This window comes from Rhizobacter sp. P2_G4, assembly GCF_056403575.1.
The window spans coordinates 832,626-845,323 of the sequence record NZ_JBFUFG010000002.1 but is presented as its reverse complement, the minus strand read 5'-3'; the positions used below and the strand labels follow the sequence as shown (position 1 = coordinate 845,323).

Genomic DNA, 12,698 nt, shown 5'->3' with positions numbered 1-12,698 from the left:
ACGGCCAGGGCAATCGCTTCACCGCGATCGCCGTGGCCCGATCCGAACTCTAGTCCCGGCCCATGAAGTTCTCGCAATTGCTCAAGTGGGCAACGGGCGAGGCGCCGATCCGCGCGCTGAAAGCGCGGTTCGGCCACTCGCAGCACATCGCCCTGCCCGGGAGCGCCGCCGAAAGCGGCCCGCTCACCGATGCGCAGGCGCGCGCGCTCACGCCCGCGGAAATCGCGGCCATGAGCACGGCCGAGCTGAATGCGCTGACGGCGACGCAGTTCGCCGCATTCACGCCCGCGCAGGCCGGCGCCATGACCACGCTGCAGATCCCTGCATTGGAGACGGCCGACCTGCGCGCGCTCAGCAGCGCGGCCATCCGCGGCTTGAGCGCGGCGCAGCTCGATTCGCTGACGCTGACGCAGATCCCGCTGCTGACAACCGCGCAAGTGGTGTCGCTCACCAGCGCACAGATTCCACAGCTCACCACCGCCGAGCTGAACGCACTGAGCACGGCGCAGATGGCCGTGTTGACGAGCACCCAGATCGCGTCGATGAGTACCGACCAGGTCGCGGCGCTCACCACCGCCGACCTGGCGTTGCTCAGCACTGCCCAGCTCGCTGCGCTCAATGCGGCGCAGATCGGCGCGCTCACGAGCGACCAGATCGTCAGCCTGTCGTCGGACGACTTGCGCAGCCTGACGACAGCCCAGTTCGGCGCGCTCAACGCCGGTCAGGCGGCTGCCCTCACCACCGCGCAAGTGGCCGTGCTCGAGACCGCCGACCTGCGCTCACTCAACCCGCTAGCGCTGGCCGCCCTGTCGAGCGACCAGCTGCGAGCCTTGACGACCGCCCAGGTGGCGGCGCTGTCGACCGGCCAGATCGCAGCGCTCGCGAACGAGCAGCTCGCCAGCTTGTCGAGCAGCGACTTTCAGGCGCTGTCCACCGCGCAGGTTCGGGCGCTGTCCGGCGCCTCGCTCGGCATCCTGGCCACCGAACAGCTGAATGCACTGGGCACAGCGCAGTTCGCCTCGCTCACCAGCACGCAGATCGGCGGCATCACCACCTCGCAGCTCGCGGCGCTGGAGAGCGCCGACCTGCGCGCGCTCACCACCGCCGCGTTGCGTTCGCTGTCGCCCGAGCAGGTCGAGGCGCTGGGCAGCCAGCAGATCGGCGCGCTGACGACAGCGCAGGTGGCATCGCTCACCTCGACGCAGATCGGCTCGCTGGCCAGCGACACGCTGAACGCGCTGAGCACCGCGCAGTTCGCCTCTCTCAGCTCGGCGCAGAGCGCGGGCCTGTCGGTCGGGCAGATCGCCACGCTTGAGACGGCCGACCTGCAGGCGCTCAGCACGGCCGCGTTGCGTGCGTGGTCGAGCGACCAGTTCGCCGCGCTCGATGCCACTCACCTGGCGGCCCTGTCGACCGCCCAGGTTGCTTCGCTGAGTGCCGTGCAGGTGGCCGGCCTGTCGACCGACACGCTGAACGCCTTCAACACCGGCCAGATCGTTGCGCTGACCACGGCGCAGATCCGCGCGCTGGATGCCGTGCAGGTCAGCGCCCTGAACAGCGATGACATCGTCGCGCTGAGCACGCGGCAGTTCGCCGCGCTGCAGTCCGATCAGCTCGGCCTGCTGGGCAGCGACCAGATTGCAGTGATCGAAACTGCCGACATTCGCGCGCTCGGCACCGGCGCGATCCAGGCCTTGTCGGCAGAGCAGTTCAACGCACTCAGCTCCGACCAGCTCGCCGCGTTGACCACAGGCCAGATGCGGGCACTGACGACCGACCACATCAGCTCGCTCGCGACCGACGAGCTGAACGCATTCGACAGCGCGCATTTCGCAGCCCTCACCGGCGCCCAAGTGGGTGCGCTGAGCGCCGAGCAGATCATCGGGTTGGAGAGCGCCGACTTGCGCGCACTGAACACCTCGGCAATCCACTCGCTGCTGCCCTCGCAAGTGGCCGAGCTGAGCACCGACCAGTTTGCGGCCCTGCGCCCGCAGCAAATCGCCGTGCTCACCACCGACCAGATCCAGGCACTGACGACAGACCAGGTCGCGGCCTTCACCACCGCGCAGATCGGCTCGCTGAGCACTGCCGACATCCTCGCGATGTCGCCCGAGCAGATTGCCGCCTTCGAGGCGGAGGACATCGGTGCCATGTCGCTCGCGCAGATCAACGCCTTCCTGCAGGCCACGCCCATCGTGCTCGACCTCGACGGCAACGGCATCCGCACGCTGGCTGCGTCCCACGGCGTGAACTTCGACGTGCTCGGCACCGGCCACGCAGGCAAGGTGGGCTGGGTCGCGCCGACCGACGGCCTGCTGGTGATGGACCGCAACCACGACGGCAAGATCAACGACGGCACCGAGCTCTTCGGCGTGGCCACGCTGCGCGCCGATGGCACGCGCGCCGGCAACGGCTATGCCGCCATGGCGCTGGAAGACAGCAACCACGACGGCAAGCTGAGCGCAGCCGACACGCACTTCAAGGACCTGCGTGTCTGGGTCGATGCCGACCACAACGGTGTGTCCAGCGCCGGCGAGCTGAAGACCCTGGCCGAGCTCGGCATCGTCTCGCTCGACCTGCATGCGAAGACGAGCACCGCCCTGGACAACGGCAACCTGATCGGCCTGGTGTCGACCTACACCACGGCCGACGGCGCACAGCACGAGATGGCCGATGTGTGGTTCGCCAGAGAGGCGGCACCGGCCGCCCCGAACCTGAGCGAGCTGCTGGCCGGGCCGGCGGCCGAGGTCTTGCCCGCTTCGCTGGCCGTTGCCGCGGCACCTGCACCAACCGCCGTTCACGAGCATGCCGCCGTGCCGCACACGCCGCCGCGAGGCTTTGGCGACACACGACCGATGCCGTTGATCTAGGCCTGTCGACCGACAGCGGCCCAGCGCCGCGGCTCGCATAGACTGACCTCGGAGGAGGCGAATCAGCGCCTCGATTTCGAGCGACACATGATCGGCCTGACCCTACTCACCATTCGCCGCGCCAGAGAAGAACGCCTGGCCCAGATCGCCGGCAGCCTCACCTTCACGACCGTGCTGTCCATCGTGCCGTTTCTGGCGGTGTGCTTTGCGCTGTTCACGCGGTTCCCCATCTTCGACCGCTTCGAGCAGGCGATCGAAAACTACCTGCTGCAAAGCCTGCTGCCGGCCGACATCTCGCGCACGGTGCTGAAGTACCTGAACCAGTTCGCGGTCAACGCCAATGGCCTGACCTGGCTGGGCTCGCTCTTCGTGCTGCTGACGGCCGTCGCGCTGTTGCTCACGGTGGAGAACGCGCTCAACCAGATCTGGAAGGTGAAGAAGAACCGCCCCTTCCTCAAGCGGATCGGCCTGTACCTGCTGATGCTGGCCGTCGGGCCGCCGGTTGTGGGCGTGAGCCTGTGGGCCACCTCTTACGTGCTCGGCGCCTCGGTGGGGCTGCTCGAAACGCTGCCACCCTCGGCCAAGTTCGTGCTGAACCTCGGCCCGCTGCTGCTTGCCCTGGTGGGGCTCACTTGCCTCTTCTACTTCGTGCCGAACACCAAGGTGCGTCGGCGCGATGCCCTCGTCGGCGGCCTGATCGCGAGCATCGGTTTCGAGTTGGGCAAACGCGGCTTCGCGGCCTACCTGCTGAAAGTGCCGACCTACAAGGCCGTGTACGGCACGTTCGCCGCCTTCCCGGTGTTCCTGCTGTGGATCTACCTGTCATGGCTCGTGACGCTGACTGCGGCGCTCATCACGTCGAACCTCGCCAGAGTGCGGCAGCGTCCGCGCAAGGTGCCGCGGCCCTAGAAAACACGGCGCACCTTCGCCAAAGCCAGCGGCAACCTCACCGGCTCTCGGCAATCACGCGATCCCAGGCGGGCACCTCACCGAACACGGTGCGCAAATGAGTGATGAAGAGCTGGGCCTTGGTGGCGTGCGACCGGCCAGGCATGCGCACTGCGTGGATGCCCGGCAGGTACTTGTCGGCACGCTCTGCATCGGGGAACAGGGACACAAGCCGCCGGTTCTTGATCGCGTCGCTCACCAGCCAAGTGCCCAGGTGAGCGATGCCCACGCCGGCCAATGCCGCCTGCAGATGCGACTCTGTGTCGTCGGTACGAAGATTCCCTCGCACGGCCAGCGGCAAGCCTTTGTTGACCGCAGCGAAGGACCACCAGCCCGGTGGCGTCGGGCGTGACGCGAGCGTGAGGCAGTTGTGCTCCAGCAGTTCCAGTGGTGAAGCGGGCCGCCCATGTCGTTTCAGATAGGCCGGGCTGGCGCACACCAGGCGGCGCAGCGGGGCCAACTGCGTGGCGACGAGATCGCTGCTCGGGAGCAAGCCGATGCGGATGGCAACGTCCACCCGTCGTTCGGACAGGTCGATGATCTCGTCGCTGACGTGAAGGTCGACCTCGATCGACGGGTACTGCTTCAGGAACTCGACGACAGCGGGCGTGATGTGCCGGCGTCCGAACGCCGACGGCACCGTCACGGTGAGCAGGCCGCGCGGTTCTGCGCTGGAGGCGGTGAGGCTTTCCTTCGCATCGGCCAGGTCCGCCAGGATGCTCTTGGCTCGCACGAGGAACTGCTCGCCGGCATCCGTGAGAAGCACGCGGCGCGAGCTGCGGTTGAAGAGCTTGGTTCCGAACTCGGCCTCGAGTGAATCGATTCGCCGCGTGACCGATGAGACTGCGACTCCCTGCACGCGCGCCACTTCTGAAAAGGTGCCCGCTTCGGCAACGGCCACGAAGGTCGGCAGGGTCTCAATCACTCAGGGCCTCGCGCGTTTGGGTTTCGGAATCTGTTTTGCATTTTTCGCAACCAATGTTTGCATTGCGGCCGATTGTTCCAATAAACGCAAATCAACACAATCCGTTCATCCGCAACACACGGCCTTCACTGGCCTTTACTGGACGACTCATGTCAATGCATCACATCACCAAACTGGCCTACGCCGCCACGCTCGCCACGACCCTGGCTTTCTCGGCCTTTGCGCCCATGGCTGCGCATGCCGCAGCGCCGATGGTCAAGGCCTCGGCGCCTGCGTTCTATCGAATCATGGTCGGTGACTTCGAGATCACCGCGCTGAACGACGGCACCGTCGACCTCCCGGTCGACCAGCTGTTGAAAGAAGACGCGAAGCGAGTCAACACCGCGCTGGCCAAATCGTTCCTGAAGAGCCCGGTGGAGACCTCTGTCAACGCCTACCTGATCAACACCGGCGCGAAGCTCATCCTGGTTGACACCGGAGCTGGCGCGCTGTTCGGCCCCACGCTCGGCAAGCTCGTGGCCAACCTCAAGGCCGCGGGATACACCCCCGAGCAAGTCGACGAGATCTACCTAACCCACATGCACCCCGACCACGTCGGCGGCCTCGCCGCGGGCGGTGCTCTCGTCTTCCCCAATGCGCTGATCCGCGCCGACAAACGGGACTCGGACTTCTGGCTGAGCCAGGCGAATCTCGACAAGGCGCCCGACTCCTCCAAGGGCTTCTTCCAAGGCGCGATGGCGTCCGTGAACCCGTATGTGACGGCCAGCAAGTACCTGCCGTTCGAAGCGAACACCGAGCTGTCGCCAGGCGTGCGCTCGTACTCGAGCTACGGCCACACGGCAGGCCACACCAGCTACGTGATCGAGAGCAAGGGGCAGAAGCTGCTGCTGGTCGGCGACCTGATCCACGTGACCGCCGTGCAGCTCGATGACCCGGCCGTCACGATTGCATTCGACAGCGATGCAAAGGCCGCGGCGCTCACGCGTGACAAGGTCTTCACTCAGGCTGCCAAGAACGGTGACCTCATCGGTGCCTCACACATCCAGTTCCCGGGGCTCGGCCACTTGCGTGCCGTGGGCAAGAAGTACCAGTGGGTGCCGGTCAACTTCACGCAGGCGCGCCCATGAGCGCAGCCAAGACGCTCACCGCCGCAACCCTCAGCCGACAGTCGGCCGCGGCGCTGGTGAGTGCCGCCGGAGAGGCGGCGAAGAAGATCGGCGTGGAGGTCTCCATTGCCGTGACGGACGCTGGCGGCCACCTCAGGGCCTTCGAGCGCACCGACGCCTCGCTGTTCCTCACCGTCGACATCGCCATCGACAAGGCGTGGACGGCTGCGTCCTTCGGCATGCCCACGCACGCGTGGCCAGCGATCCTGGCGAATCCGAATGCGGCGCAACTCTCGCACCGCCCACGATTCGTTGCGGTCGGCGGCGGCGTGCCGGTGTTCGACGGCGTACAACTGGTGGGCGCCATCGGCATCTCTGGCGGCGACTACCTGCAGGATCAGCAGATCGCAGAGTCGGCGCTGGAGTCGGTTGGATTCAGCGCCACTGCCGCCAAGGGCTGAAGACGCCGTCACGGCCCGATCTCGGCCAAAGCAGAACGGCCACGCGTGCTTCTTTGCTACCGGTTTCTCGGTGAGCTGTCGTCAGCCCGCCCTGCGTGCCGGTTCGCTCTGATGCAGAAACTTGGTGTAGAGATCGCGTGGCGGAGCGACCGAGATCGACTTGAGGACCTGCCCGACATTGCCTCGGTGATACCCCCCGTGAGTGACCACGTGAAGCAGCATCTCTTCTCGCGACATGCGGCCACGGTCTCCGTCGGTGAACGTGAAGTCCAGAACCTGCGCCAGCTCATCTGCGGTCAGCGCCGAGACGTATTTCTGGTACCAGGCATCGGTGGCCGCGACGTCTTCTCGGAGCTGGCCCAGTGATGGCGTCGCCTTGGTGTTCGTGGCCTCGAACGGCCGCGGCTCTCCGCTGAGGTGAGCGCGAAAGATTCTGTCGACCACGTAGATGTGGTTCAGCGTGCGGATGCAGGTGTGAGCCTCGTCCGCACGTTCTGCCGGGAGCGTACCCAAGACGGCGAACAGCTCCGAATTGGCCCAGGCCTTGTAGCCAAACAATGAGATCAATGTTGCGGTGGACATGGCGGACTCGTGGTGAGTTGGAGGGTTTGAAACCGGCGGGCTTGCTTGCGGTGCCTTGCGCCTGCAGCCTATCGAAGCCAGCGTGCCACGACACGGTCGTACTCGCCGGTCGCCTTGGCGAGATGAAGCCACTGGTCCATCCACGCCTTGAAAACCGAATCGCCACGGGGCACGAGCCACGCCATCTCGCCGTACTGAAGCGGCTTGTCGGGGTTCACGGCACAAAGCCCGGGGCGAAGCTTCTGCTGGGCGATCGTCTCGACAGACTCCGAGATCATGACGTCTGCATTGCCCTTGAGAATCTCGTCGAAGATGGTCGTGTTGTCGTTGTAGATCACGATCTTGGCCTGCTTGAAGTTGGCGCGGGCAAAGCGTTCGTTGCTGCCACCCGGATTCTCGATGACCGTGACGCTGGGCTTGTCGATGTCGGCCACCGTCTGGAACTTCGAGACGTTCTCGCACTTCGTGATCGGAGCCTTGCCGTTGACCATGTAGGCCGCCGTGAAGAAGGCTGACTTCTGGCGTTCCAGCGTGACGGAGATGCCCCCCACCGCAACGTCACACTTCTCCTGGAAGTCTTTCATCAACGTCGACCAGGAAGACTTCACGATCTCCGCGTCGACACCCAGCGCTTTCGCCGCCGATTGAACCAGGTCGATGTCGATGCCTTCGTAGCCGCCGTCGGCGCGCAAGAGGCTGAAGGGCCGATAGTCGCCCGGCGTGCAGACTCGCAGCTTGCTCGCCTTCTGAACGGCATCGAGGCGAGACGCCGGGAGATCCTGCGCGACCGCAACCTGTGCCACCAGGACACCCGCAAGCCAAAGAATTGCACGAAGTTGCATCGTCGCCTCAGGTATGGAATTGAGAGAACGGGATCGTACTTCTTGCGCACGAGAGGAACTTTCGTTTGCGGGAGGCGGACGGACGCTACAGGTGCCGCGTTTCAGCAGGTTCGTTCCACCAACTGTTGTTGCGCCCGTCTGAATATCGAACCGGGGCCTCGATCAGTTCGGCGGGTTCCGCGTTGTCCAGGGCTGCGATCTGGACCGAGACATAGTCACCGCCGATTTGCTCGACGTATCCACGGCCGAACGGGCGCACGCCGCAGGTCTTGCAGAACATGTGGTGAGCGCTGTGAGAGCCGAACTGGTATTCAGTGAGGTGCTCCTCACCAGCGAGGAGGCGAAACGCCCCAGGCTTGATGATGGTTCCCCAGCTTCGTGTCTTCGTGCAGATGGAGCAATTGCAACGACCGGTTCCGAGCGCGAGGTCGATATCAGCCTCAAAGCGGACGGCGCCGCAATGGCAGCTCCCGATGTAGGTCTTGAGCATGGCGACTCCTGATTGATCGATTGGAGGAACGGCAAGCTTCAGCCGTGCATGCCATCTTGCCTCTGAGCTACTGACAACGAGGTGTCAGTAGCGTTGAGGTGACGCCTGCCCACCGCCCCACTTCGGGCATGCAGCACTTGGCAGACTCAACGTCTGGCTTGATATGGACGCAAGTTGATGAAGCCGCTAGCAATCACCTCTCGCGAAAACGCTCAGGCGTCTTCGCGCCACAGAGCATAGAGTTCAAGGCTGGAACCATCATTCACTCGCAGTTGCTCGTCAATGAGCCCAAGCAGGCTTTCCGGCGCTCTTGCCGTTGGCAGTTGCACGAAATCAGCAGCGTAGAACAAGGCAAATGAATCCTGCCGGTTCATTGCATGCTGGACGAGGCAACCTAGAGTTGTATCGTCGACCTTCTTTCCAGCACGAATCTCTTCTCTTGCCTCATACGCGAGTTCTCCAGTCTCTTTTCTTTCCGCAGCAACGCTCCATACCGATGTTCTTCGACTCGGGAAAAGCACAGATGCGACATCGGCAAGAAACGATCCTTCGTCCACCCGAGAAAACGTCAAATTGGAGAACTGTGAGTATGGGTGCGTCGATGCGACGAGTAGGAATTGGGTCATGTACTTCGACGTCTAGCGTTTGGCATAAGCCGCTGCAGCGGACTGTTAAAACCCATCTCAGGTCAGTTGGATGGAAGGCTGAAGCCAGACCGTCACGCTTCCCGCACCCTGTACGCCACGAACCAATGCGCAGCGGATGCCTCACCGAGAAGGCTTCGACGCCCGTTCGGCGTCGCGAGCGCTTCAAGCCACCCTACTCCATAACTCAGCAGGGCCTCGAGCAACTCTTCACTGGGCTGACCGATGGCCGTTGCACATCGTATTGGCAGGTGCAGAGAATCTGGAGTTACTTTCTCAAGACGCGCCCGAATGTGACATCGATACTCAGGTGGACTGAGCTCCGAACCCAGCGATCGGACGTAGATACCAAGGTTCGTGTAGAGCGCCTCACCATACGCACTCTTCTGCAAATTAATTACCTGAATGGAATCGTCTGTCGTTCGCCACCAAGTGCCGGCCTTCTTCTTGAACCCCCGCAACTTCAATTCGGGTGCGATTGCGATTTCGACTGGCAGCATAGAGGCGTCATACGTTTGAGATGAGTTGTGGCTCGGGCTGGCGTAGCCAACCGGACGTCAGCTCGATGTAAAGGTTGGCTTCAGCGAGAGAACTTGGCGCTGGTCCGTTCTGCCATCGCTAGGGTACATAGACCATGTAAATCTTGAAACTGAAGCCACTCTCAACTTCTGTGACACGCAAGCTCAGTACCAGATCACTGCGACTTTCCTCTTGCGTCCATAGATCGACCAGTGCTTCCCAATCGCTTCCTGACCAGATGCAAACGGAGGAGGCCCAGCTTTCCTCTGGCAGATCCACCAAGGTTGCTCCATAGCTTTGGATGTAGTTCTGGATGTGCAGCGCTGTCTCGGGCGAAACGACTTCCACGCTCGCTACGCCCGTTTTCAGCTGATAGTCGTGCGCGCATAGAGAGCTCGCAATCTTGCGAAGTATCGGCCGCCAAGCTGTTGGGATGGGGCGCTCATTTGACGAGTCTTTGACGGGTAGAACTTCAACGTCGACGTTGTGATCACTCATTCTCGGCGGGCTTCTTGCAGCATTTAACGTTTTAGTTCATCGGATACCGCAGGCAGCCGCTGGTATGACAAGTTGGGCGCCTCTTCTTAGTAAGGTGACCAAAGCTCTGAAACAGGCCTTGCAACGAAGACGGCAAAAAACGTTGCGCGAGTATTCTCGGCCCTAGCGTCGTAGTAATTCGGATCCTGCGTCATGAATGAACCATTGATGCCGAGCCTCTTGGGCTCGATCGATACCACTTCCAACCTCGTGTTCCATGGGTCGTAGTGCGCACCCGCATAGAGATGGACACGAGGCACTTCAACGCCCTGGCTTTGCTCATACTTCGCCTCAAGTTCTAGAACTTGGCCGACGCGAATAGCACCTCCAAACACGAAATTGTGAGCGGCAAAGCACGGCGCTGACATGTAGTCATAGTCGTGGTTTAGCTTGCACGAGATGGAACAGCAGAAAGTTCCCTCCTCCGATAGATGGTACGAGGCTCGCTCAATGGAAAATGAGAGCGCACCATCTTGATGATCGAATTGAAGAAGCGAGGCTGGCATTTCAGGCGCCTAACGTTTGACAGGAGCCGCATGACGCGGCTTGCCGGGGGAGCGTCAACTAAACCGATGCAAGGTCCGCGTACGCTTGAAGAGAGGGTTAGGTCTCGCGACGCACGTGTTCAAAGCTGAACCCCTTGAAGGCAATACGAAACTCAGCGTACGAAGCAAATAGCATTCTTACTTCTACGGCGGCATCAAGAAGTTCGCACTCCCAATACCCGAGGTCCCCAAGCTCGGACTCTACGTATTCTTGCTGAGGCAAGATTTGCTCGAAGTAGCTGACGTCAGAAAACCGCAACGCATATCGAACTGGTGTTTCCAGCGGACTGTCCCAGCCATGCAGGACCATGACCACAGTTCGTTCATTGAAGTCACTGACAAGAGACTTGACTTCTGAGTCGTGCAGCGTGTGCTTGGCTTGCAGTTCCAGCAGTCCGGCTGGAAGCAAGGTTTTCACGGACTCTAGGTAAGCCGCGTACTTCTCGTGTGCAGAGAAATCTTCGCCCGCTGCGCTTTTCCACCATTCGGGGGTAAAAAACTTCATTCGTTCTCTCTAGTGAGGACTAAGGGATGGAAGGGACTTCCCCATCCCGAACTAGCCGCGTAGCGGCGACCGGCAACAGAGTGCCACGATGGGAAGTACGAAGTCTCATCAACTCCAACGACTACTCTCAAGGCTAAGCATCTGCGCTCCTTATGACGCCAAACGTTAATTAGACAGACGGCAACGGACAACCGCGATCGGCTCAATGCGCCACTTCAATTTGTGCTTCATTCCCCCCCTCCCATGCGAGCCCCTTTTTTCAACCCCATCGTTGGAGATTTGGCGGACGCGTCAGATCACCTAAAAATCCGAGGCTGGGGCAGCCTCCAACCGAGATCGGCTGGGCGATTCTGGCGGCAGCTCGGCGGCCGGTCGTTTGTCGCGTTAGCTTCAACAGTACAGTTGTGCCGAGCCGCAAGACGCACGCGATGCACGCTGAACCCAGCGCTTTTTTTTTGGAAACCCCTACCAGTGCACAGAATCCTGATCGTGTTTCTCATCTCGATCGCCGCGGCGGGATGCGCGAGCCGGAATCACCAGACGGGCGACACCTACCGCCTTGCTCACACGACGGAGGAACTGCCCTACAAGATGGCGGTAAACGCCATGGCCCGAATGATCGAGTCCGAAAAGACGCGCAAGGGGCTGGGGCTCGACGCGCGGCTTCGCGTATTAGCCATCGAACTGCCCGCGATGCCACAAGACGCCATCGACCGCTATGTCGAAGGGCCGGTTGTGGTGAAGTTCACGATCACACAGGCCGGGACTGTGGCGTCTGTCGAAATTGTGTCGTCCCCCGACGAGGCTCTCTCTGAAAGCGCGCTCAAGGCGATACGAATGTGGCGGTTCTCGCCAGCGACCCGAGGCGGTGAGATCGTGAGCGTGAAGACAGACATTCGAATCAGCTTCCGACTTCCCGATTGAAAATGCCTGACTCAGCTGTGGCGGCCGAGACTTGGAGTTCTGACGCTGTCCCCTTCAAATCGGAGTGCATGTGAATAAGCAGACACACAGTGTGAGTCAAGCATGTAGCGCAGCCGCGCTTCTTAGCATCGTTGCAATCTTGAGTGCGTGCACAAGCCTCGCGTACGACGATCTGCCTGACAGCTGCACACCGAGCGTTCTGGCTCAGTCAAACGATCCGACCAAGCTTCGAGCCATATCCCAAGATTGCACCCGTACCCCCGAAGCTCCCGCTGCGGCTCTTTTGAAGCTGAACAACCTGCCACCGCCGAAGTCTCCGAAAGTTCGACTGCAGCCGCCCGCGCCGATGCAGAACTCCCAGCACGTGTCGTTTGCAGCCGACGTCTTTTTCAATCCGTTGGAGAGCTATCCCAGGCCCGTGGATATTGAAAGGCTCGCATCATTGGTTGACCACATCAGCACAACCTATGAGGTGCGGTCCATGTCCCTCGGTGGCTCCGCCGATCCTGATGAGAGAAAACTTTTACCCGGTGACAACGTCGCCCGCAAGCGGGCTGAGTTTGTCCTTCGATATTTTCAAGCCGCCGGCCTGGATACGGCGGTGCCTGTTCAGTTTGTCGACGTCGATGAGAGTCAGGACAACACGCCGCGAGGGCGAGCCACCCAAAGGCGAGTCGAGATCGAAATCCATGCGTTTCGTAAAGACCCGAATATGAAATAGCGCCCGGATCGGGTCGCGTGGAACAGGAGCCTCCGACACTGAGAGTGCTGAGCTCAATTCCCCGCTTCACACCAATCGA

General features: G+C 61.8%; 14 protein-coding genes. 6 read left to right on the top strand and 8 right to left on the bottom strand.

The features are described 5' to 3' along the window. Positions 1–62: 62 nt before the first annotated feature. Together AC1DYS_RS10420 and AC1DYS_RS10415 are read left to right on the top strand one after the other, a co-directional pair. Entirely contained in the window at positions 63–2,870 is a 2,808-nt protein-coding gene (locus AC1DYS_RS10420; protein ID WP_477898678.1) for an SPM autocatalytic domain-containing protein, read from the top strand. Between the two features lie 87 nt (positions 2,871–2,957). Further along, a complete protein-coding gene (locus AC1DYS_RS10415; RefSeq protein WP_477898676.1) occupies positions 2,958–3,779 on the top strand; it encodes a YihY family inner membrane protein in 822 nt (273 codons plus the stop codon). A gap of 37 nt (positions 3,780–3,816) precedes the next feature. Here the strand turns inward: AC1DYS_RS10415 and AC1DYS_RS10410 are convergent, their stop codons facing one another. After that, the gene (locus tag AC1DYS_RS10410; RefSeq protein WP_477898674.1) at positions 3,817–4,743 is read right to left on the bottom strand and encodes a LysR family transcriptional regulator; all 927 of its coding nucleotides are present in this window, start codon (positions 4,741–4,743) and stop codon (positions 3,817–3,819) included. A gap of 149 nt (positions 4,744–4,892) precedes the next feature. Between AC1DYS_RS10410 and AC1DYS_RS10405 the strand changes: the two genes are divergently transcribed. Together AC1DYS_RS10405 and AC1DYS_RS10400 are read left to right on the top strand one after the other, a co-directional pair. Further along, the gene (locus AC1DYS_RS10405) at positions 4,893–5,870 is read left to right on the top strand and encodes an MBL fold metallo-hydrolase (protein WP_477898672.1); all 978 of its coding nucleotides are present in this window, start codon (positions 4,893–4,895) and stop codon (positions 5,868–5,870) included. Next, on the top strand, positions 5,867–6,310 hold the full coding sequence (locus AC1DYS_RS10400; protein ID WP_477898670.1) for a GlcG/HbpS family heme-binding protein: 444 nt from the start codon (positions 5,867–5,869) through the stop codon (positions 6,308–6,310). Before AC1DYS_RS10405 ends, AC1DYS_RS10400 begins: the two co-directional genes overlap by 4 nt. An 81-nt stretch (positions 6,311–6,391) precedes the next feature. Here AC1DYS_RS10400 and AC1DYS_RS10395 read toward each other — a convergent pair whose 3' ends face one another. From AC1DYS_RS10395 to AC1DYS_RS10365, 7 genes are all read right to left on the bottom strand, one after another. Further along, entirely contained in the window at positions 6,392–6,892 is a 501-nt protein-coding gene (locus tag AC1DYS_RS10395; RefSeq protein WP_477898668.1) for a DinB family protein, read from the bottom strand. Positions 6,893–6,960: 68 nt separating this feature from the next. After that, entirely contained in the window at positions 6,961–7,734 is a 774-nt protein-coding gene (locus AC1DYS_RS10390; protein ID WP_477898666.1) for a transporter substrate-binding domain-containing protein, read from the bottom strand. An 85-nt stretch (positions 7,735–7,819) separates the two neighbouring features. Further along, the gene (locus tag AC1DYS_RS10385; RefSeq protein ID WP_477898664.1) at positions 7,820–8,224 is read right to left on the bottom strand and encodes a GFA family protein; all 405 of its coding nucleotides are present in this window, start codon (positions 8,222–8,224) and stop codon (positions 7,820–7,822) included. Positions 8,225–8,436: 212 nt separating this feature from the next. Then, positions 8,437–8,850, bottom strand: a complete 414-nt coding sequence (locus tag AC1DYS_RS10380; protein WP_477898662.1) for a hypothetical protein — start codon at positions 8,848–8,850, stop codon at positions 8,437–8,439. 92 nt (positions 8,851–8,942) lie between these two features. Continuing rightward, positions 8,943–9,368, bottom strand: coding sequence for a DUF4304 domain-containing protein (locus tag AC1DYS_RS10375; RefSeq protein ID WP_477898660.1), 426 nt, complete (start codon positions 9,366–9,368; stop codon positions 8,943–8,945). Positions 9,369–9,486: 118 nt separating this feature from the next. Next, the gene (locus AC1DYS_RS10370; protein ID WP_477898658.1) at positions 9,487–9,885 is read right to left on the bottom strand and encodes a DUF7668 domain-containing protein; all 399 of its coding nucleotides are present in this window, start codon (positions 9,883–9,885) and stop codon (positions 9,487–9,489) included. A 642-nt stretch (positions 9,886–10,527) separates the two neighbouring features. Then, positions 10,528–10,974, bottom strand: a complete 447-nt coding sequence (locus tag AC1DYS_RS10365) for a hypothetical protein (protein WP_477898657.1) — start codon at positions 10,972–10,974, stop codon at positions 10,528–10,530. A 489-nt stretch (positions 10,975–11,463) separates the two neighbouring features. Between AC1DYS_RS10365 and AC1DYS_RS10360 the strand changes: the two genes are divergently transcribed. Both AC1DYS_RS10360 and AC1DYS_RS10355 read left to right on the top strand, forming a co-directional pair. Next, entirely contained in the window at positions 11,464–11,898 is a 435-nt protein-coding gene (locus tag AC1DYS_RS10360) for an energy transducer TonB (RefSeq protein ID WP_477898655.1), read from the top strand. 283 nt (positions 11,899–12,181) lie between these two features. Further along, entirely contained in the window at positions 12,182–12,619 is a 438-nt protein-coding gene (locus tag AC1DYS_RS10355) for a hypothetical protein (protein ID WP_477898653.1), read from the top strand. Positions 12,620–12,698: the final 79 nt, after the last annotated feature.

What these genes read in the sequence shown, in the direction of transcription:
- AC1DYS_RS10405 (WP_477898672.1), top strand. Translation starts at nt 4,893, where the DNA reads ATGTCAATGCATCACATCACCAAACTGGCCTACGCCGCCACGCTCGCC.
- AC1DYS_RS10365 (WP_477898657.1), bottom strand. Translation starts at nt 10,974, where the DNA reads ATGAAGTTTTTTACCCCCGAATGGTGGAAAAGCGCAGCGGGCGAAGAT.
- AC1DYS_RS10420 (WP_477898678.1), top strand. Translation starts at nt 63, where the DNA reads ATGAAGTTCTCGCAATTGCTCAAGTGGGCAACGGGCGAGGCGCCGATC.
- AC1DYS_RS10400 (WP_477898670.1), top strand. Translation starts at nt 5,867, where the DNA reads ATGAGCGCAGCCAAGACGCTCACCGCCGCAACCCTCAGCCGACAGTCG.
- AC1DYS_RS10370 (WP_477898658.1), bottom strand. Translation starts at nt 9,885, where the DNA reads ATGAGTGATCACAACGTCGACGTTGAAGTTCTACCCGTCAAAGACTCG.
- AC1DYS_RS10415 (WP_477898676.1), top strand. Translation starts at nt 2,958, where the DNA reads ATGATCGGCCTGACCCTACTCACCATTCGCCGCGCCAGAGAAGAACGC.
- AC1DYS_RS10385 (WP_477898664.1), bottom strand. Translation starts at nt 8,224, where the DNA reads ATGCTCAAGACCTACATCGGGAGCTGCCATTGCGGCGCCGTCCGCTTT.
- AC1DYS_RS10395 (WP_477898668.1), bottom strand. Translation starts at nt 6,892, where the DNA reads ATGTCCACCGCAACATTGATCTCATTGTTTGGCTACAAGGCCTGGGCC.
- AC1DYS_RS10375 (WP_477898660.1), bottom strand. Translation starts at nt 9,368, where the DNA reads ATGCTGCCAGTCGAAATCGCAATCGCACCCGAATTGAAGTTGCGGGGG.
- AC1DYS_RS10390 (WP_477898666.1), bottom strand. Translation starts at nt 7,734, where the DNA reads ATGCAACTTCGTGCAATTCTTTGGCTTGCGGGTGTCCTGGTGGCACAG.
- AC1DYS_RS10380 (WP_477898662.1), bottom strand. Translation starts at nt 8,850, where the DNA reads ATGACCCAATTCCTACTCGTCGCATCGACGCACCCATACTCACAGTTC.